17 protein-coding genes and 1 pseudogene are annotated in these 21,075 nt (G+C 61.9%); 3 read left to right on the top strand and 15 right to left on the bottom strand.

Annotation, left to right across the window (positions count from 1 at the left end; translation table 11 throughout):
- Window positions 1–72: 72 nt before the first annotated feature.
- The 5 genes and pseudogenes from GFD25_RS06530 to hrcA all read right to left on the bottom strand — a co-directional run bounded on the left by GFD25_RS06530 (window position 73) and on the right by hrcA (window position 4,898).
- A pseudogene (locus GFD25_RS06530) lies at window positions 73–994 on the bottom strand (transposase-like zinc-binding domain-containing protein).
- Between the two features lie 126 nt (window positions 995–1,120).
- Window positions 1,121–1,291: a hypothetical protein gene (locus tag GFD25_RS06525; protein WP_163231115.1), complete on the bottom strand. Its 171-nt coding sequence runs from the start codon at window positions 1,289–1,291 to the stop codon at window positions 1,121–1,123.
- A 241-nt stretch (window positions 1,292–1,532) separates the two neighbouring features.
- A complete protein-coding gene (locus GFD25_RS06520) occupies window positions 1,533–1,778 on the bottom strand; it encodes a hypothetical protein (RefSeq protein ID WP_163231113.1) in 246 nt (81 codons plus the stop codon).
- Between the two features lie 718 nt (window positions 1,779–2,496).
- Complete coding sequence (gene dnaJ / locus GFD25_RS06515) at window positions 2,497–3,651, bottom strand: molecular chaperone DnaJ (protein ID WP_163231111.1); 1,155 nt, start codon at window positions 3,649–3,651, stop codon at window positions 2,497–2,499.
- Window positions 3,652–3,689: 38 nt separating this feature from the next.
- Window positions 3,690–4,898, bottom strand: coding sequence for a heat-inducible transcriptional repressor HrcA (hrcA, locus tag GFD25_RS06510; RefSeq protein ID WP_420837548.1), 1,209 nt, complete (start codon window positions 4,896–4,898; stop codon window positions 3,690–3,692).
- A 338-nt stretch (window positions 4,899–5,236) separates the two neighbouring features.
- On the opposite strand from hrcA, the gene tkt reads away from it, so the two are divergent.
- From tkt to brnQ, 3 genes are all read left to right on the top strand, one after another.
- Window positions 5,237–7,339, top strand: a complete 2,103-nt coding sequence (gene tkt, locus GFD25_RS06505) for a transketolase (protein WP_163231107.1) — start codon at window positions 5,237–5,239, stop codon at window positions 7,337–7,339.
- A gap of 104 nt (window positions 7,340–7,443) precedes the next feature.
- Window positions 7,444–8,547 (top strand): transaldolase, encoded by a 1,104-nt coding sequence (tal, locus tag GFD25_RS06500; protein WP_033492192.1) that lies wholly within the window; start codon window positions 7,444–7,446, stop codon window positions 8,545–8,547.
- 257 nt (window positions 8,548–8,804) lie between these two features.
- Window positions 8,805–10,178: a branched-chain amino acid transport system II carrier protein gene (gene brnQ / locus GFD25_RS06495; RefSeq protein WP_239512449.1), complete on the top strand. Its 1,374-nt coding sequence runs from the start codon at window positions 8,805–8,807 to the stop codon at window positions 10,176–10,178.
- Here the strand turns inward: brnQ and GFD25_RS06490 are convergent.
- The 10 genes from GFD25_RS06490 to GFD25_RS06445 form a co-directional block, all read right to left on the bottom strand.
- Window positions 10,165–11,547: an MATE family efflux transporter gene (locus GFD25_RS06490; RefSeq protein ID WP_204314801.1), complete on the bottom strand. Its 1,383-nt coding sequence runs from the start codon at window positions 11,545–11,547 to the stop codon at window positions 10,165–10,167. The genes brnQ and GFD25_RS06490 overlap by 14 nt on opposite strands.
- 99 nt (window positions 11,548–11,646) lie before the next feature.
- A complete protein-coding gene (gene rlmN / locus GFD25_RS06485) occupies window positions 11,647–12,834 on the bottom strand; it encodes a dual-specificity RNA methyltransferase RlmN (RefSeq protein ID WP_163231105.1) in 1,188 nt (395 codons plus the stop codon).
- A 122-nt stretch (window positions 12,835–12,956) separates the two neighbouring features.
- Window positions 12,957–13,943, bottom strand: a complete 987-nt coding sequence (locus GFD25_RS06480) for a phosphatidate cytidylyltransferase (RefSeq protein WP_163231137.1) — start codon at window positions 13,941–13,943, stop codon at window positions 12,957–12,959.
- 84 nt (window positions 13,944–14,027) lie between these two features.
- A complete protein-coding gene (gene frr / locus GFD25_RS06475) occupies window positions 14,028–14,582 on the bottom strand; it encodes a ribosome recycling factor (protein ID WP_163231103.1) in 555 nt (184 codons plus the stop codon).
- Between the two features lie 68 nt (window positions 14,583–14,650).
- Complete coding sequence (gene pyrH, locus GFD25_RS06470; RefSeq protein WP_163231101.1) at window positions 14,651–15,391, bottom strand: UMP kinase; 741 nt, start codon at window positions 15,389–15,391, stop codon at window positions 14,651–14,653.
- Window positions 15,392–15,517: 126 nt separating this feature from the next.
- Window positions 15,518–16,198, bottom strand: a complete 681-nt coding sequence (locus GFD25_RS06465; protein ID WP_239512442.1) for a hypothetical protein — start codon at window positions 16,196–16,198, stop codon at window positions 15,518–15,520.
- 221 nt (window positions 16,199–16,419) lie between these two features.
- Window positions 16,420–17,277: a translation elongation factor Ts gene (tsf, locus tag GFD25_RS06460; RefSeq protein ID WP_163231099.1), complete on the bottom strand. Its 858-nt coding sequence runs from the start codon at window positions 17,275–17,277 to the stop codon at window positions 16,420–16,422.
- A 77-nt stretch (window positions 17,278–17,354) separates the two neighbouring features.
- Window positions 17,355–18,176 (bottom strand): 30S ribosomal protein S2, encoded by an 822-nt coding sequence (rpsB, locus tag GFD25_RS06455; RefSeq protein ID WP_163231097.1) that lies wholly within the window; start codon window positions 18,174–18,176, stop codon window positions 17,355–17,357.
- 303 nt (window positions 18,177–18,479) lie between these two features.
- Complete coding sequence (gene def, locus GFD25_RS06450) at window positions 18,480–18,959, bottom strand: peptide deformylase (RefSeq protein ID WP_163231095.1); 480 nt, start codon at window positions 18,957–18,959, stop codon at window positions 18,480–18,482.
- 4 nt (window positions 18,960–18,963) lie between these two features.
- Window positions 18,964–21,018 carry an AMP-binding protein gene (locus GFD25_RS06445; RefSeq protein ID WP_163231093.1) on the bottom strand — a complete coding sequence of 685 codons (2,055 nt, stop codon included), beginning with the start codon at window positions 21,016–21,018 and terminating at the stop codon, window positions 18,964–18,966.
- Window positions 21,019–21,075: the final 57 nt, after the last annotated feature.

Raw genomic sequence — 21,075 nt, 5'->3', positions numbered from 1 at the left:
CCCTCGTGATGTCATACCTCGGCGTACACATACCACCATCATGTCACCAAAGCACCATAGAGTAAACACACCCTAGTTGGTTTGGTTCCATTCGACGTGGGTGTGGAAGTCGTTCCGGTCGATGCCGTTGCCGTATTTGGGCTCGCCCATATTGTCGTCGTTGCCTGACGGCGCGGCCGGCCTCGTCGCTTTCCGATGCTCCGGCCGTATCAGTGATTCGGGTTTCGGATTCCGGCTTTTCATGTAGCACACCCATTCGCAGGCGCGTCGCATGTGTTCCTCCGGAAGACCGCGGTGATTGAGGAGCATGCGTTTGAGCGGCGAATTGACGCCGCCCTCCAGACGGTTCGTGGTGCGGCCACCGGTCCGGCCGATGCGAGCGTGGGGTCGAGGAACGCGAACAGTTTGCCCTTGCGGAACAGTTTTCCGGTCTTCGGTAGCAGCGGCGGACCTCCTCGTGCGTCCACCACCACTGTCATCGGGACGCTTTCGGGTTCGCGGGATCGTTCTTCGCGAGGGTGCGCTCGTTGATGAAATCGCTCCACCTGATGTGCCATACGTTGAGCGCCTCTCCCCACCGGACCGCACCCTTCGACTCATGCGGGCACCACTGCGCGTCCAGTACCTCGCCGCTTTCGCCGTCGATCGCGACGATCAGGCACCAGCCGTGGTTCATATACGTGCCGTCCGCCATCACGGTGTGGTGTCTCACCGCGCAAGGCGGGATCACGGGGCGGATGTTCCAGCACCATGACGTGCACTTGCGGAACATGCGCGGTCCCGCGCCCATATCACCCTGCCTTTTACCGGAACGCAGCCAGTCGAGGAACGCGCGCAATTCGGCGTCGCGTCTCTCGTCCGGCCTGGGCGCCGTGGCCCCAAGCGAACACGCCGCGCACTTCCAACGTTGGGAGCCGGCGGCCGTCCTGCCGTTTTCCCTCATCGGCCTGCCGCACACCGGGCACAGCCGGGCCCGTTTCGATTTCGTTCTCATACGCCCATGGAACAGGACGGAGACGGCCGGACCAACGCCTTTTAATACGACGCCGCATTAAAAGCACCCCCCGACACACCTACTCCCGCAAGCCCAACCCCAGAACATAAACACCACGTTCAGTTCCTATAACCCGAAGATCGCGGGAAGAATGCTCGCGGTGAAGACGAAGGTGAACGCCGCCGCCGATCCGGTCACGCCGAGCACCCACATGGACATGACGAACCGCAGCATGATGTTGGCGAAGAACGATATGCCAAGACTTGCGGAGAGCAGATAGAAATCGCGTACGTGCACGGGCCGGCGATGCGGCCCGCTTGCGGTTGGGGCGCGTATTCGGATGCGGCCGTCATCATGGATTCCTTTTCCGGATTACATTCATGACAATCCATTCGGACCGATCATTGGTCGGTTGGTTAAAATGAATCGACAATTCCGCTGGCCGCGAACCATGCCGAGGCACCACCGACCAGCGAAACAAGTACGCCGACCCGATTACAAACCTTGCGTCATCGCTTATGGGAACACGATCCCTTGCTCAGACCTTATGGGCGTTGATGATGGAGAGGGCCTCCTGTGCCTGTTTCTTGTTGCGGAATTGCAGCATGACGGCGTTTTTCATGGCTGATTTCTTGATGGTCAGCCATCTGCCGGAGATATTGATCGAGTAGAAGTCGCTGTAGTAGTAGACGTTGGTTTTCCTGAAGATGAACCCGGAGTCCATTTCCACGCGGTTCGCGTAGAGCCGGATGTCGCCGGCATCCATTAACGGCTGGTCATTCATGGGGTCGATGCCTTTCTGAGTCGCGCCACAAAAACTGGACGTGGTTTATCAAGGGTACCCGATCATGCCGCGAGGGTATGCTCCGGAGCCCCTTCGAGGCATATCCCTCCAATTGCGGTCCATCCCATGTCGTAGATGGACACCAAGAGCGCATGCCTACCACGCCGGAACTTGACACCGTCCGCGCTCAGCCACATCCACGGACGACCAGCCGCGAAGCCGCGCTTCAAATGATCGAACATCACAGAAAGCTTCGCTTCGCAGTCGCACCTCCCGTTGACTTCACGTTCTCCCATAAGCATGGCCTCCCCGCCGACCCGACGTGACAGCAACCATTCTTTCGGGTTTCCTTGGACGCATCAAGCCGCAGGACGAACGACTCGGCACCGATCCCATCGCGAATCGATCCCGGCGACGATCTTCACGAACTCGACGTCGTGTGGTCCTTTGCGCTCCCCGTGGCATAGAGAACCAGCACTTCAATCAGCGGGCGAATTACTTCAGACCAACGATCGGGAAGCGGTTCATCATGGGGAGTGCGGAGCAACCGTTCGCATTGTCCGGCAACGGGTTGCAAGCTGTTTTCACGGACGCTTTTTGGGCACATTTTGGGCACATTCTACCGAAAAACAGCGTAAATCGACGTGATTCGCGGAAATACGAACAAGCCGCTCAGCCCTACTCCCGTAAGGCAAAGCGGCCTGTTCACAGCCTTCGCTCAGCTCAGTGCGTCCTTGAGCTTGCTGAAGAAGCCCTTGCGCGCACCGGCTGTCGTCGGCCGGGAACTTTGCGACACATGCGAGGCGTCCGTGTCGTGCAGGTCGGCGAATTCCTCGATCAGCTTGCGTTCGCGTTCGTTGAGCTTGGTCGGCACACGGACCGCGACATGCGCGATCAGGTCGCCGCGTTCCGCGGGCTGGCGCATGCGGGTCACGCCGAGCCCCTTCAATGTGACCGTATCCTCCTGCTGGCATCCAGCCGGGACGGTCACGGTCTTCGGACCATCGAACGTGTCGATTTCCAGATCGTGCCCGAGAACCGCCCAGCTCATCGGCACCTGGATCCAGCAGTGCAGGTCGTCTCCGTCGCGAGTGAACTGCTTGTCCGCACGGACGCGAACATCGATGTACAGGTCTCCGGCGACGCCGCCGCCTTCGCCCACCTCGCCCTGGCCGGCAAGACGCAGACGGGCATTGTCGCCGATGCCGGCCGGCACGGTCACGCCGACGTCGCGAGTGGTGCGCACGCGGCCATGTCCAAGGCATGACGGGCAGGGGTTCTCGATGATCGTACCGTGCCCTTCGCACCTTTCGCATGGCGCCGATGTCATCATCTGTCCGAGCATCGTGCGCACGACCTTCTGCACGGATCCCTGTCCGTGGCACTGCGGGCAGGTGACCGGCTGCGATCCGCTTTGCGCACCGGATCCGCCGCACTGCTGGCACAGGCCGAACGTGTTGATCTTCACGTGGGCGATGCCGCCGAACACGGCGGTCTTGAGGTCGATGGTGACGGATGCCAGCGCATCGCGCCCCGGCTGGGTACGCGGGGTCGGTCCCTGCGCGCCGCCGAACGCGCCGCCGAAGAACTGTCCGAAGATATCGCCCATGTCGTTCATGCCCGAGAATCCGCCGAAGCCGCCGGCCCCTGCTCCGGACGTCGGATCGTTCGGGTCAACTCCCGCGTCGTACATGCGACGCTTGTCCGGATCGCTCAGCACCTCGTACGCGCTGTTGACTTCCTTGAACTTGTCCTCGAATTCGGGGCCTGCGATATCGGGATGGTATTTACGGCTCATCTTGCGATAGGCCTTCTTGATCTCGTCCTCGCTGGCCGTGCGCTCGATGCCGAGCACCTCGTAGTAGTCTGCCAATGTCCGTCCTTTACTGGTGTTTGTCGCGAGTCATTGTGTCATAAGGCGGGGTCAGACCGCATGGAATCCCCGCTGGCGATCGACAGGGTCAGGTATTTCGCCACGGCACGTACCGCGGCGATGGTGGCCGCATAATCCATATGCGTCGGACCGATCGAGCCGATGAAGGCGACCGGCTCACCCGCTCCTTCCTGCGGGGACGCCCCGTCGGACCGGTCACGTCCTGCGTCGGGCTCGTCATGATCCGCTCCGACGTCCTCCGACGAGCCCGATATGGCTCCTTTACCCACGGTACCCGATACGTGTTCGGGAGGCTCCCGTCTCTCTTCACGCACCGAAGCATCTGCCGGCGCGGCAGAACGTCCGTAGCCGCTGGTCACCACCGAAACGTTCATCAGACCGGGCGTGTGCGTCTCCGATCCGATGGCCACACCGACGCCGTCGCGGTCGGCTTCCTCGCTCAGCGTGCTCATCAGGCGCATCAGCACCACCTGTTCCTCAAGCGCATCGAACAGAGGCGCCATGTCGGTCATGGACGGCTGCTGCGCCAGATGCGAGGCGCCGGCCATGTACAGTTCGTTGGCACGCTCGTCGTCGGCCATGCCTTCGAATACCGACGCAAGGGATTCGGACAATGCGACCACGGCGTGGGGCAGTCCGGCCCCCGCGATCGAACGCACCCGTTCCGCCGCCTTCGAGAACGACAGGCCGGAGCACTGCCGGTTGATGGCGTCGCAGCATACGGATAGGTCATCCGCTCCGGGCATGCGGCGGACGGTCAGCGTATGCTGCGCCACACGTCCCGTATCGGTGATGATCACCGCAAGCAGGACGTTCACGCCGACCGGCACGATTTCGACGTGCCGTACCGTCGCCTTGGACAATGCCGGCGAAGCGACGACGGCCATCTGTCCCGTGATCTGAGAGAGCAACCGTGCGGCGCGCTGCAACGTGTCCTGGAGACTGACCGACCCCGACAGGAACGTGGCGATGCCGTTTCGTTGGGCCGTGGACAACGGCATGACCGTGGCCAGTCGATCAACGAAATACCGGTAGCCTTTCTCCGTGGGCACACGGCCCGCGGAAGTGTGCGGCTGTATCAGGTATCCTTCGTCCTCCAAAGCCGCCATATCGTTGCGTATCGTCGCGGAACTCACTCCCAGGTCATGGGTTTTCGTCAGCGAGGATGATCCGATCGGCTCCTGGGAGCGGATGTAGTCCTCCACGACGGCGCGCAGCACCAGCATGCGACGTGATTGCGTCATACGCGCCTCCTTTATATACGACTGCGATGCCTATGCATCATGTGCATATTGTATTAGCACTCCGGAGCGTCGAGTGCTAACGCGTTCGTTCTCAGAGTATTGCGGACGGCCAGTACGCACCGCCATTATGTTCCGTTTGCGTCTTACGCGCGTTTTTGTGATGTGTGAACGCTAACAGCACACAACATCACAAAAACACGCCAAAATCGCACCGTGAAGTCTGTTCACGCGGTTACTATGTAAGAGCAATGTGAGGGTATGCATGACCCGGCATAAGCCGGGCGCGTGGTGCCCGAAGTATTGGAAGGAAAATTACAGACATGACCGAATTCAAGGAAACCGAACTGGACGAGCGCGCCATCAAGATGGCCAAGGTCCTTTCGGCTGATGCGGTCGAGAAGGCAGGAAGCGGCCACCCCGGTTCCCCCGTCTCGCTGGCTCCGATCGCCTACACTCTCTACCAGCACTTCATCAAGCATGATCCGAACGACCCGAAGTGGGAAGGCCGCGATCGCTTCATCCTTTCCGGTGGCCACGCCTCCCTCACCCAGTACGTCCAGCTGTACTTCTCCGGCTACGGCCTGACCCTGGACGATCTCAAGCACTTCCGTGGCGGCGCCGACACCCACACCCCGGGCCACCCGGAGTACGGCCTGACCCCGGGCATCGAAATGACCACCGGCCCGCTGGGCCAGGGCTTCGCCTCGGCCATCGGCTTCGCCTACGGCGAGCGTTTCCAGCGCGGTCTGCTTGACCCGGAGACCCCGAAGGAAGACTCCCCGTTCTACCACAAGATCTGGGTCATCTGCGGTGAAGGCGACATCGAGGAGGGCATCTCCGGCGAGGCCGCTTCCCTGGCCGCCAACCAGAAGCTCGGCAACATCACCGTGATCTTCGACGCCAACCGCATCCAGATCGAAGGCGACACCAACCTGGTGCTGGCCGAGGACGTGCTCAAGCGCTTCCAGGCCTACGGCTGGTACACCGACGAGTTCAGCTTCATCCAGCCCGACGGCTCCTACAAGGAGGACGTCGAGGGCCTGGCCGACGTGATCGCCAAGGCCGAGGCCGCCGCTCCGGACCAGCCGAAGCTCATCAAGGTCGACACCCTCATCGCGTGGCCGACCCCGGGCAAGACCAACGATCCGTCCTCGCACGGCTCCAAGCTGGGCGCCGAAGCCGTCGCCGGCCTCAAGAAGATCCTCGGCTACGATCCGGAGCAGTCCTTCCAGATCGACGAGGAGGCCCTCGCCCACGCCCGCAAGGTCGCCGAGCGCGGCCTCGAGGCCCACAAGGCCTGGGACGAGAAGTTCGAGGCCTGGCGCAAGGCCAACCCGGACAAGGCCGCCCTGTACGACCGCCTGAAGGAAGGCAAGCTGCCGGAAGGCTTCGACAAGGCCCTCGATGATCTCGAGGCCACCTTCGAGGTCGGCAAGGGCGTCGCCACCCGTGGCGCCTCCGGCTCCGTCCTCAACGCCATCGCGGCCGTCATGCCGGAACTGTGGGGCGGCTCCGCCGACCTCGGCGGCTCCAACAAGACCGACCTCAAGGGCGCCGCCACCTTCGCTCCGGCGGAGTGCGCCACCAAGCAGTGGCCGGTGTGCAACGAGTTCGGCCGTCAGCTGCACTTCGGCGTGCGCGAATTCACCATGGGCTGCATCACCAACGGCATCCTGCTGGGTTCCTACACCCGTCCGTTCGGCGGCACCTTCTTCATGTTCTCCGACTACGAGCGCTCCGCCGTCCGTCTGGCCGCCCTCATGGAGATCCCGAACCTGTACATCTGGTCCCACGACTCCGTCGCCGTCGGCGAGGATGGCCCGACCCACCAGCCGATCGAGCACCTGGCCTCCTTCCGCGCCATCCCGCAGCTCGAGGTCGTCCGCCCGGCCGACGCTTTCGAGACCGCCGAAGCCTACCGTTACTTCTTCGAGAAGAAGAACACGCTGCCGACCGCGATGATCCTGACCCGTCAGGGCGTGCCGACCCTCGCCGAGACCTCCGAGAAGGCCAAGGACGGCGTCAAGAAGGGCGCCTACGTGCTCGTCGACACCGAGGGCACCCCGGACGTCATCATCATGGCCTCCGGCTCCGAGGTCCAGTGGGCCGTGGCCGCCGCCAAGACCCTCGCCGAGAAGGGCGTCAAGGCCCGCGTGGTCTCCTTCCCGTCCATGGAATGGTTCGAGGAGCAGGACGCCGAGTACAAGGAGGCCGTGCTTCCGGCTTCCGTCAAGGCCCGTGTCTCCGTCGAGGCCGGCGTGGCCATGCCGTGGTACAAGTACCTCGGCACCTACGGCAAGCCGGTGTCCATCGAGCAGTTCGGTCTGCAGGGCAGCGGCGCGCAGAACATGATCGACCTCGGCATCACCGCCGAGCATGTGGTCGAGGCCGCCGAGGCGTCCATCGCCGAAGCCAACGCCTGATTCCCATCAGACAGGCGGGAGGGGGAATCCCGCAGAAACGCCTGATTCCCCCTCCCCTGAACCAAAAAGATTTGATCCAATAAGGTATCAAGGAGAAAAACAATATGACTGAAGCAACTCAGCGTACGTCCGACAACGGCGTGTCCATCTGGCTGGACGACCTGTCCCGCTCCCGCATCGAGTCCGGCTCCCTGCAGGACCTCATCGCCAACAAGAACGTGGTCGGCGTCACCACCAACCCGTCCATCTTCCAGAAGGCCCTGAGCCAGGTCGGCCCGTACGACGAGCAGCTCAAGGAGCTCGGCAAGGTCGACGTCGAGACCGCTATCCGTGAACTCACCACCACCGATGTTCGCAACGCCACCGACATCTTCCGCGAGATCGCCGAGAAGACCGACTTCGTCGACGGCCGTGTCTCCATCGAGGTGGATCCGCGCCTCGCCCACGAGACCGAGGCCACCGAGAAGCAGGCCGTCGAGCTGTGGGAGAAGGTCAACCGTCCGAACGCGATGATCAAGATCCCGGCGACCCTCGAAGGCCTGCCGGCCATCACCGCCACCCTGGCCAAGGGCATCTCCGTCAACGTCACCCTGATCTTCTCGCTCGAGCGCTACGAGCAGGTCATCGACGCCTACATCGAGGGCATCGCCCAGGCTGCCGCCAACGGCCATGACCTCAAGCACATCGGCTCCGTCGCCTCCTTCTTCGTCTCCCGCGTGGATACCGCGGTCGACAAGAAGCTCGAGGAGATCGGCACCGACGAGGCCAAGGCCCTCGAAGGCAAGGCCGCCGTCGCCAACGCTCGCCTCGCTTACGAACTCTTCGAGAAGAAGTTCGCCGAGGATCCGCGCTGGGCCGATCTGGCCGCCAAGGGCGCCAAGGTCCAGCGTCCGCTGTGGGCCTCCACCGGCACCAAGAACCCGGCCTACTCCGACTGCAAGTACGTCGATGAGCTCGTTGCGAAGCACATCGTCAACACCATGCCGGAGAAGACCCTGAACGCTCTGGCCGACCACGGCAACGGCGCTCCGTCCATCGAGGGCACCTACGAGGAGTCCCACGCCATCATCAACAAGCTCGCCGAGCTGGGCATCGACTTCAAGGCCGTCACCGACAAGCTCGAGGCCGACGGCGTCGCCGCCTTCATCAAGTCCTGGGATTCGGTCATCGCCGACGTGCAGTCCGGCATCGACCGCGTCAACGGCTGATTGTCTTATCGTCCGACCGTCACTGCGGTTAGCCGGTAACGACTGAGCAAGGCTCCTTGATCCGATGGGATCAAGGAGCCTTGTGTTGTTTTGCATAGAATGCGCATCCCGCATACGCGAAGTTGCCAGGACACCATTGCAACGACGACTCATTCCCGCATCCTGCATGTCCTGTATGGTGGTATGCCGTGCCTGCTCGAATCCTCCCCACGCATGTCACAAGGACACACCGTATATCCATGATGAGAAAGGCCTCCATGAAGCTGACCACTCACCAGCGTCTGATGATGACGTTCACGTTCTTCTCGATGTTCTTCGGAGCGGGCAATCTCATCTTTCCTCCGTTCGTAGGCGCCCAGGCCGGTTCGGCCACGGCGGGTGCGGCGCTCGGATTCATCGTGTCCGCGGTGGGTCTGCCTATCCTCGGCGTACTCGCCGTCACGTTCGCGGGAGGGTTCGATGCCTTGGCGGAACGGGTCTCCCCTCGGTTCGCACTGATACTCGGCATGGCGATCATTCTGACGATCGGACCATGTTTCGCAATTCCCCGTACGGCGACCACCTCGTTCGAAATGATGGTTTCCCCGTTCCTGACGACACCGTCGGCATCCGCGCAGCTGGTCTATTCCATGGTCTTCTTCACGTTGTCGTTCCTGTTCGCGCAGCATCCCGAGCGGCTGTCGAAGGTGCTCGGCAGATTCATGGGACCGCTGCTGCTTACGCTGATCGCGGTACTGTTCATGGCCTGTCTGGTACATGGCATCGGCGTTCCGTCGGCACCATCCGGAGATTATGCGACCAATCAGCTGGCACGTGGTTTCCTCGACGGATATCAGACGATGGATCTGCTCGCCGCATTGTATTTCGGCATCGTCATTTCGGCGAATGTGCGTGCATTGCAAGTTGACGACGAATCACAGGTGAGGCGCGAAACCGCTTTTGCCGGACTGGGCACAGGCGTTCTGCTGATCATGATCTACGGCGCGTTGAGTTATGTCGGAGTGGTATCAGGTGCGATCAAACATGTTGATCCAACCGTCGATACCGGTGCAACGGTACTCACCAATCTCACATCATCCGTATTCGGGTCCATCGGTACCGTTTTCCTCGGGCTGGTATTCGTCATCGCATGCCTGAACGTGTGTACGGGATTGATCTGCACCTGCGCCACGTATTTTCACGAACGCTTCGGCACGGTCAGAGGCAGGAACGTAAGCTATCGCACATGGCAGGCAACGTTCACCGTGTTCAGTTTCGTCGTTTCGAATGCCGGTTTGAGCACGATCATCAAGGTATCAGTGCCCGTACTGGCGGCATTGTACCCGATCGCGATCGTTTTGGTGCTGTTGTCACTGACGCACCGCATACTGGGAGCGCGGTTTCGTCGCACATACCGTTGGGCCGTCCTGTTGGTCGCCGTCGAATCGTTCGCGACCTGCGTGTCCAGTCTGGCCGATATGTCCAACAGTCCGCTCCCCTGGTTGGAAGGTCCGTTGTCGCTGCTGCCGTTGCATCAGTATCAGCTTGGATGGCTGCTTCCTTCGCTGATCGGCGTATGCATAGGCGTGGCCGATTCCCTGTTGCATGAACGCCGCAGCCGCGGCTCGGAAAGCCCGGTCACCGGCGAATGACGGTGACCCCTTCGGCCGAGGCGCGTATTTTCCGATAAAGGAACAGGAACAGCAGGCCGGCAATGATTCCCGACGTCGCATCCGATATGGGTTCCGCGATGAAGATGCCGTCCACGCCAAGCCAGTGCGGCAACGTCACGGCAAGCGGGACCAGCAGGATGAGTTTGCGCAGGATCGCCAGAAAGATCGATGGCGCTGCCTGCCCCATGCCGACCAGAGAACATTGCACGCCCATCTGAATGCCGAACACGCCCCATCCGCAGACAAAAACGGGCATCATCTGCGTGACGATCGCGATCACGTCGGGTTTGTCCGTGAACCATGTGGCAAAGAACCCGGGGAACGCCGCAAGCACCGAGACAAGTGCCGTAGCCGATACGATCTGCGTGACGAACGCCATGCGAATGGCTTGGCGGACCCGTTCCATGCTCCTCGCCCCGAAATTGAAACCGATGATCGGCTGAATGCCCTGCTGGAATCCTCCGGTAAGCACGCCGACGATCTGCATGAGCGAGGTGATGATCGTGATCGCCGTGATGTAATCATCGCCACCGTATCGTTGCAGACCTACGTTGAATACGACGTTGATCAGGCATTCGGTTATCTGCATGATGAACGGGGCGAGTCCCAGCGACAGCACCGGCAGAATCAGCGGATCGAACCGTATGTGTTCGAGCCGGAGTCTTATCGCGCTGCGCTCCGACGAGAGAAACCCGACAACCCATATGGACGAGATCAGCTGGGCGATCACGTTCGCGGCCGCCGCGCCGCGGACGCCCCACCCGAAAACGAAAATGAAGACGGGATCGAGCATGATGCTGATACCGGTGCCGATCAGCACGGATACCATGGCCGTCGTGGTCCGGCCCTGCGCCGAGATGAAGCTGTTGAGTCCGAGCGTCAGCTGAACGAACACCGTACCGGCGAGATATATGGAGAGAAAGTCGACCGCATATCCGATCGTTGCCTCGCTCGCCCCGAACGCCATCAGGATCGGACGTTTGCCGATCTGCAGTACGACGGTGAGCACGACGGCGATCATGACGAGAAAAGCCGTGCTGGTGCCGAGAATGCGTTCGGCTTTGCCGATGTCGCCTCGTCCGAATTCGATGGACGCGCGAGGTGCGCCGCCTGCGCCGATCAGCGACGCGAACGCGGTGACGGCAAGCAGAATCGGGAAACAGATGCCCACCCCGGTCATGGCCGCGTTCCCGTCATAAGGAATATGCCCGATGAACAACCGGTCGATGATCGTATACGACGCGTTGGCGCCCTGGGCCACGATCGTCGGTATCGACAGGGTGAGCGCAAGCCTGGACACCGGTTTCGTGCCGAGACCGGCATCCATCGCACCGGTGTTGTTCGTCATCGGGAACGGCCTCTCTTCTGATGCATGCTGATGTCATACGGACTACTCCGCACGATGCCTGCCATCGATAGGGAACGAACCATCGACGGCAGGCACGTTTCACCCGAGTCGTTCGAAGGACTCCTTGGTTTTCGCTGCGAGCTGTCCGCATGCGCCGTCGATGTCCTGTCCGCGCGTGTCACGCAATGTGGCGGTGATGCCGGCGGCATGCAGGATGTCGAGGAAGCGCTGCTCATCCTCGGGCTTGGACGCGGTCCATCGGGATCCTTCGATCGGATTGAGCGGAATCGGATTGACATGTGCCCAATTGTCGCCGTAATGGTTGAGCCGTTTGGCAAGCAGCCGTGCGTGTTCGGCCTGATCGTTGATGCCGCGCATCAGCGCGTATTCGATGCTGACACGACGCTTGGAGGCGAGGAAATAGTCATGCGCGGCATCAAGCACCTGCGTGGTATTGAACCGTCGGTTCATCGGCACGAGTTCGTCGCGCAATTCGTCGCTTGGAGCATGCAACGAGACGGCGAGACGGACGGGAATGCCTTCCTCGGTAAGCTTTCTGATGCCAGGGACCACGCCTACCGTGGATACGGTGATGTTACGGGCGGAGATGCCGAATCCTTCAGGCGGCATGGCGCTGATCTGGCGTACCGCCGACAACACCGAATTGTAGTTGCCCATCGGCTCGCCCATTCCCATGAACACGATGTTGCTCAGCCTGCCTTCGCCCCCGGCGACCTCGCCGTCGCGCATCATACGCGCCGCGACACGTACCTGTTCAAGGATCTCCCCCGCGGACATGTTTCTGGTCAGTCCGAGCTTGCCGGTCGCGCAGAACGGGCATCCCATGCCACAGCCCACCTGCGAGGAAATGCACAGCGTGGTGCGGGTCGGATAACGCATGAGCACGGATTCGATATGGGAACCGTCGAACAGCCGCCACAGCGTTTTGATCGTGGACCCCTGATCGGCGACCTGACGCGTGACCTCATGAATGAGTTCGGGGAAGAACGTCTCGGCCGCCTCCGCACGTTTGGCCGCAGGGAAATCGGTGAATTCCTCGGCGTTCACATCGAAATGGCCGTAATAGTGGTTGGCGAGCTGCTTGACCCGGAATTTCGGCAGACCCAGATCCTTGGCGGCGGTGATGCGCTGTTCGGAAGTCATGTCGGCAAAATGCAGTGGCGGCTTGCCGCGCCTGGCATGATCCTTTGACAGCACGTCGCGGAATGCTCCGCTGGTGCCTCCGGGCGTGATGCCGGTTTCCGGCGTGTCATGATGTTCGGTCATGTAGTGATGCCCCTTCATGAAGAAAGCCATTTCAGACGCTGGGCTGAAATGGCATGGTGCTGGTCAATTCGTATACGGCGTGATCCGGTCCGCACAAATCCATGATCCGCTTGCCGGCATCGTCACAATCCCGTGGCCCACAGCAATATGCAGGTGAACGGCGCGGACAACAGAATCGAATCGATGCGGTCCATCACGCCTCCGTGTCCTTTCAGCAGATGGCCCATATCCTTGATGCCGATGTCGCGCTTGAGCATGGACGCGCACAGATCGCCGAATGTGCCGACGATGCCGATCATGACTCCGGCCACGACGGGCACCCACCATCGGTCGGCCCAACGCGCGGCGTCATACGTACATGCGAATATGGCGAACGCTCCCGCCATGGCGAACAGAATGGAGCCGATCAGTCCCTCGACCGACTTTTTGGGAGAGATGCGCGGGGACAGCTTGTGCTTGCCGAGCCAGGCGCCGGCGAACAGACCACCCGTATCGCTCAGAGCCGGAAGGAACACCAGCATGATCGCGTGAGCCACGGGATGGCCGTTGAAAGTCAGCGGAATGATCAGGCAGGACCCGAGCAGTGGAATGTACAGCAGGGTGAACAGGGAGACCGCCACGTGGCTGAGACGGCTGTGATGCTGTTCGCCTCCCTCATGGTTGAAGGAGGATTCAAGCCGTGCCGCCGCATCGGTGTTGGCCAGCTTGGATGCGACCGCCGTAGACAATCTGGTGCCGATGCTCATCTTGGCGCTTGCGGACAGGGCCACCATCACCGCCGATGCCATGATGCACATGGCCATGGCGACGATATGGTATGAGGAATAGTAGACGGCGACCAACGTCATGGTCGAGCATACCCAGAGCATGATCACCGGGATATGCAATCCCGCGGTGGCGAAATCGACACGCATCTCCCACAACGCCAACACCATGAATACGATGATCAGCACGACGAACAGATCTATGCTGATCAGCAGGCAGGCGAGGATGATCGCGATCAGGACCGCCGCAGTGCCAATGGCCTGAGGCATGTTGCGTCCGGTCTTCTTGTTGATCGCGTCGATGGCCTCCTCGGCCTCCTGTTCGCGCCGTTCACGGGTCTCCATCATGTTCCTCCCGGTTTCGGATCCGTTCGCCACAGACAGCGGTTCCTCCCGGCATGTCGGGAGGAACCGGCTGAATACGGAGGATCAGACCTCCATGATCTCCTTCTGCTTGGTTTCCAGCAGCGCGTCAAGTTCGTCGGTGACCTGCTTGGTGACCTTGTCGAGATCCTTGAGCAGACGATCGCCCTCATCCTCGCCCATGTCGCCGTCCTTGACGGACTTGTCGATGGTTTCCTTGGTCTTGCGGCGGATGTTGCGCACCGCGACCTTGCCTTCCTCGGCCTTGGTCTTGGCGAGCTTGACATACTCCTTGCGACGCTCCTCGGTCAGCTCGGGCATGGTCAGGCGGATGACGTTGCCGTCACGACGGGGGCTTGCGCCCAGATCGGAGTCGCGCAACGCCTTCTCGACGGCGTTGGCCTGCGACGGATCGAACGGGGTGACGGACAGGGTGCGCGGTTCGGGCACGCCGATGGTGGCGACGGACTTGAGCGGCATCGTCATACCGTAGGATTCGACGGTGATGCCGTTGAGCAGCGCCGGATTGGCACGACCGGTGCGAATGCCGGAGAAGTTCTCCTTGGTGTTCTCGATGGTCTTCTTCATCTGGTCCTTGGCCTGATCGACGAGGCTAGCCATGTTTTGCTCCTTTGTGTTGTTCTGTTTGTTATGTTGGATTCGTCGTTGAATGGGACCTGTGCCCCGCCTCAGTCGGCGAGCGTGGATTCGGCGTCGGAGACGAGCGTGCCGATGCCCTCGCCGAGCAGCGCCTTGGTCACGTTGCCGGCGCCTTCAAGGCCGAACACGCGGATATGCTGCTTGTTGTCGCGCGCCATCGACAGTGCAGACGCGTCCATGACGGCGAGGTTGTCTACCAACGCTCGATTGTAGTCGAGCGTGGCGAAACGCCTGGCATCCGCATGCTTGCGCGGATCGGCGGTGTACACGCCGTCAACGCCGTTCTTGCCCATAAGCACTTCGTCGCAGTGGATTTCGAGCGAACGCTGGATGGAGACCGTATCGGTTGAGAAGTACGGCATGCCGGCGCCGGCGCCGAAAATGACCACGCGGCCTTTTTCGAGATGGCGGATGGCCTTGAGCGGAATGTACGGTTCGGCGACCTGCCCCATGGTGATGGCGGTCTGCACGCGCGTGGCCTGCCCCTCCTGCTCGAGGAAGTCCTGCAATGCGAGGCAATTCATCACGGTGCCGAGCATGCCCATATAATCGCCTCGGGAACGGTCGATGCCGGCCTGCTGCAGTTCCGCGCCACGGAAGAAATTGCCGCCGCCGGTCACGATCGCAACCTGCACGCCCTGCTGGACGGCGGGCACGATCTCCTCGGCGATGCGACGCACCACATGCGTGTCGATGCCGACCTTGCCGCCGCCGAACGCTTCTCCGGACAGCTTGAGCAGCACTCTGCGGGGCTTGTTTTCTCCAGTCATACACAGCCTTTCTACCCCGGCCTGCGGGCCATGTCGCCCACGAAACCGCAAAATTAACCGTTTATCAGACTATCCGTAAACAACGACAGCATCACGCTGACACGCGGTGATCACATGGGAATCCGTTCAGCGCGAAACGCTTCGCGCATATGCCACGACATTGCCGACGACGTCGGACAGGTAATCCGCCGACGCCCGCCAGTCGCCGGGCACTTCGATCGAATGGTTGGCATCGGGATATTCATGGATCAGCCCGCCCAGACGATGCGCCCGGGACGAGTCATACAACGGATCGGCGTCACCGGCGCAAATCAGCGGCGCGGGCGCCGTGCCCGGACGGTAATCGTCGTCCCCGGGTACGGGGATCACCGATCGCGCCGGATCGAAGTCGGCCGGGGAGAACACCGGTGTAAGCAAGGCCATGGGGATGCCAAGTCCCGACACATGAGGCTGGATGAACGTCGACAACGATTTGCCGATTACCAGCAGATGCGGCGGATCGCACTCCCCCGCATCTGCCCGTACCGTGTCCGCCCACCGGTCCACGGCATCGGACAGCATGGCGAAGATGCGTCGTGCCGGGGTCTTCGAAAGATCGGCGTTCACATCCAGGCGGTCTGCATACCACCCGTCCTGGATGAGCGCCAGCGCGGCGTAGTACAGCAACGGACGGTCGCACGTGTATCCGGTGCCGGGCATGAGCAACACGCGTTTGGTCGCCTCCGTCGCCCGCATGCGGTTCTTGCGGCACGCGCGCATCGTACAGGTCGGCGTGACGCCGCCATCGCCCATCGTCGTCTCGATCATCGTTCCTCCCTTGCTTGGCGCGGATTCCGCCGGATGCGGTATCCGCAAAACCTCCATACCACTATAGGAACGCACGGGACGCCGACGGCCGTGCATCCGCGCACCGGCGACACGCGACCGGGCCTGACCACTCGATATACGACAGGGCGGACCGTACGATGCACGTACGATCCGCCCTGCGAATTCAGTCACGCTGAATGATCAGACCATCGGTCCGACATTCACTCGGCGTCCTCTTCACCCTTACCGACCTCGATGCGGGCGAACGCGATGGCCTTGCCACCGACTTCCTCGAACAGCTTGCCGACGGTCTTGGACGGATCCTTGACGAACGGCTGCTCGAGCAGCACGACTTCCTTGTAGAAGGCGTTGAGGCGGCCTTCGACGATCTTCGGAACGATCTTCTCCGGCTTGCCCTCGGCCAGGGACTTCTCGGTGGCCACACGGCGCTCGGACTCAACGACATCGGCCGGGACATCCTCGCGGGTCAGCCACTTGGCGCCCATCGCGGAGATCTGCAGCGCGGCCTCGTGAGCCACGGCGGCACCGGCCTTGTCGGTGGCGATCATGGCGACGATGCTCGGCGGCATCTCGGCGGACTTCTTGTGCGCGTAGATCTCGACGTGCTCGCCGGAGATCTTGGCGAACTGGCCGACCTTGACGTGCTCGCCGAACAGGGCGGCGGCCTCTTCGATGGCGACCTTGACGGTGCCGTCCTCGGCCTTGGCCTCGAGCAGTTCGTCGGCGGAGTTGGCGTCGGCGGCCACGGCGTAGCCGAGCACGGTGTCGGCGAACTCGACGAACTTCGGGGTCTTGGCCACGAAGTCGGTCTCGGAGTTCAGCTCGACGGCGTAGCCGGTCTCACCGTTCGCGGTCTCGATGACCTTGGAGGCGATGGTGCCTTCCTGGGCCTTGCGGCCTTCACGCTTGCCAGCGGCCTGGATGCCCTTGGCACGGATGATTTCCTTGGCGCGGGCGACATCGCCTTCGGCCTCGGTCAGGGCCTTCTTGACGTCCATCATGCCGGCGCCGGTGTCTTCGCGCACCTGCTTGATCAGAGCTGCAGTGATTGCTGCCATTGGTTTTGTCTCCTCTAGACTCGATGTGTTCCCATATATGAATGGGAGACGTTGCCGCCTCCCATCATAACGGATGCTCAGGCCTGGGCTTCGCCCTCGGCTTCAGCGGCGGCCGGGGCGGCCTGTTCGGCGTTGCCCTCGGTCAGCAGTTCCTTCTCCCAAGCGGCCATCGGCTGCTCGGACTCGCCTTCGGCCTTGGCGGCCTTGCCGGAACGCTCCAGCAGGCCCTCGGCCACGGCGTCGGCCATGAGGCTGGTGAGCAGTTCGATGCCGCGGATGGCGTCGTCGTTGGCCGGGATCGGGTACTCGACGGCTTCCGGATCGGCGTTGGTGTCGACAAGGGCGACGACCGGGATGCCCAGCTTGTGGGCTTCCTCGACGGCCAGGGCTTCCTTGTTGATGTCAACGACGAACATGGCGGACGGCGTGCGGTTCATATTGCGGATACCGCCCAGCTGCTTGGCCAGCTTGTCCTTTTCGCGCTCGAGCAGCAGCAGTTCCTTCTTGGTCAGACCGGAGCCGTGCACGTCGGAGAAGTCCATTTCCTCAAGTTCCTTGAGGCGGTTCACGCGCTTGGACACGGTCTGGAAGTTGGTCAGCATGCCGCCGAGCCAACGCTCGGAGACGTACGGCATGTTCACGCGGGTGGCCTGGGCGGACACGGCTTCCTGGGCCTGCTTCTTGGTGCCGACGAACAGCACGGTGCCGTTGTGGGCGACCGTGGTCTTGATGAAGTCGTAGGCCTTGTCGATCATTTCGAGCGACTTGAACAGGTTGATGATGTGGATGCCGTTACGCTGGGTGAGGATGAACTGCTTCATCTTCGGGTTCCAACGACGGGTCTGGTGACCGAAGTGGAGGCCGGCCTTGAGCATGTCGCTCATCGTGATCTGTGCCATAATGCACTACCTTTCTTGTCGGTTATTGCCTGGCCATGCGCGCCTGCGTGCAGCCCCACCCGCTTGAGCGGATGGCGGCCGACCGACACAGGCCGTCGCGGACATGGCGCGATGTGTCGTGTGCCGGTTGACGATGATTGGTTTGGCTCGGACGACCAGCGACTGCCGCCGTTGCCGGATGGCACACGAATGTTCAGGATACCATGACCCGTCAACCAAAAAACGCGGGCCGGATGATTCGCTCATCCGGCCCGCGTCCGTCAATGGTCCGCCCGCGCACGGCACCGGCCGCGGCGGCGGGAATCAACGGCTGCGCATGCGGCGCATGGCCTCGCGCCGTTCCTCTTTTTCGAGTCGGTCGAGGTAGACATGGCCGTCGAGGTGGTCGCATTCATGCTGGAGCATGCGTCCCATCAGCCCGCTTCCCTCGAGGACGACTTCCCTGCCGTCCAGATCGATGCCACGAACCCGGGCGTAATCCGCGCGCCGCGTCTTGTACCACAGCCCGGGCACCGACAGGCACCCCTCGTCGCCGTACTGCTCGCCGCGCTGTTCCTCCATCACCGGATTGAGGATGTATCCGATCTTGCCGTCGATGTTGTAGGAGAACGCGCGCAGGTTCACGCCGATCTGGTTGGCCGACAGACCGGCACGGCCGGGATCGTCGACTGTTTCCAGCAGGTCGTCCACCAAGCGGCGCACCGCCGGGGTGATGGAGGTGATCTCGTCGCAGGGCGTGCGCAGCACGGGGTCCGGCACGACTCGAATTTCTCGAATGGTCAATGGTCTACTCCTGATTGTCGTTGTCGTCGGCGCTCTTCCCGTCCGATTGCGGGGAATCGTCCGCCGGCCGGGCATCCTGTTCGGATTCGGACTGCTGACGCTTGATTCTGTCCTGCATCGTATCAAATGCCTGGCGAACCATCGGGGTCACGTTCTCCGACGCCTGCTTGACGCTTTCCGACGCCTGCTTGACCGTCTCGGTGGTCCGGTCGAGGATCTGCACGGTCTTCGGCAGCGGCCGCGCCGGGGACTTGGACGTGTAGATCACGTTCTCGATGACATCGGCGTACCGCTGCAGCACTTTCGGCCGAACGACCTTCATGCTCGCGGTGAGCGTTCCCTTGTCCTGGCTGAACGTGTCCTCGAGGATCGCGAACTTGCGCACGGATTCGGCACGGGACACATTGCTGTTCGCCTGGTCGATGTACTGCTGGATGAATGCGCGGACGGCATCCGACTGCGCGACTTCGGCAAGCGGCATGTCCGGGTCAAGCCCCTGGGATTCGAGCCAGGAACGGGTCATCTCCGGATCGAGTTCGATGAGGGCGGACACGAACGGCTTGCCGTCACCGACCACGACGGCATGAGACACGATCGGACAGGTACCGATCGTGTCCTCCATCGGGGCGGGACTGATGTTCTTGCCACCGGCCGTGATGATGATGTCCTTCTTGCGGCCGGTGATGTAGATGAAACCGTCGTCGTCGATCTTCGCGAGATCACCGGTATGCAGCCACCCGTCGGGTTCGAGCACCTCCCGGGTGAGCTCGGGCTGCCTGTAATAGCCGAGGAACACGCTTTCGCCGCGGATGAGCAGCTCGTCGTCGTCCGCCAGTCTGACCTGGGCGCAACCCGGGTGTCCCACGGAGCCGACGCGGTTGGAATCCTGGAAGTTGACCATGCAGGGGGCGGCGGTTTCGGTCATGCCGTATCCCTGAATGAACGTGATGCCGTCAAGTCCGTTGAAGAAGTGGGCGAGATCGACGTTCAGCGGCGCCCCTCCGCAGGCGAGGTACTTCAGGTTCGGACCGAGCGCCGAACGGATCGACGCTCCGACCGTCTTCATGAAGAAGGCATGATCGATACGGGCCTTGACGGAGTGGCGGCCGGTCTCCTGCTCATCCTTCGACCACCGGACGAAATGCGCGACGGCCTTGGCGAACACCCTGCCCTGGATGCCGTTGCCGGCCTTCTGCGAGGCGGCGTTGTACACCTTTTCGAAGACGCGAGGCACACCAAGCAGATACGTCGGCTTGAATCCGCGCAGATCGGACAGCAGGTGCTTGGCACCGGGGATGTACCCGACCACGCCGTGAGAGCCGATTGCCACGTATTGGATATAGCGGGCGAAGCAGTGCGCCAACGGCAGGAACAGCAGCAGTCGGCTCGGCTGGTAGAGCATGTCGTTAAGCACTTCATACCCGTTGAGCACGGTGTGGGTGAAATTGCGGTGCGACAGCATCGCGCCCTTGGGTTTGCCGGTCGATCCTGACGTATACACGATCGTGGCCATGTCGTCGGCCTTGACGCGTTCGATGGCACGGTCCAGCTCCTCGTCGGAGATCGCCTCGCCGAAATCGGCGACGGCATCCAATCCGGACGCTTTGAAGTTGAAGACGTATTTGAGGCTTTCGCGACCCACACGGATCTGATCGAGGATCTGCGCGTGCGCATAGTCGCCGGCGAAGGCGATGACCGGATCGACATCCTCGACGATGTTCGCGGCCTGCTTGGCGGAATCGGTCTCGTACACGGGCACGCTCACCGCACCGATGGCGGCGCATGCGAAATCGACGACACCCCACTCGTAGCAGGTGGCCGAATAGATGAGCACCATGCTGCCGGCCTTGACGCCCAATCCCATGAGTCCCTTGGCGATCTGACGTACACGGCCGCCCATTTCGGCGGCCGTCACGTCATGCCATTGACGCGTCTCGTCATCCTGCCACTGCGCGATCAGATCGTCCGGATCGCGCTCGACACGGTTGGCGAGCAGCGAGTAGATGGTGTCTTTCTCGGTTGTGGGCCGAATCGTATCCACGGAATATTCACGCAACATACCGCAATACTATAGCGCCTGCCCGCCCACCAGCGACGCACCGGCTTGCCGCGCGTC

Source organism: Bifidobacterium aerophilum (assembly GCF_010667685.1).
GTDB classification, from domain to species: Bacteria; Actinomycetota; Actinomycetes; order Actinomycetales; family Bifidobacteriaceae; genus Bifidobacterium; species Bifidobacterium aerophilum.
The sequence above is the reverse complement of the archived record's forward strand: the minus strand, read 5'-3'. Positions and strand labels throughout refer to the sequence as shown.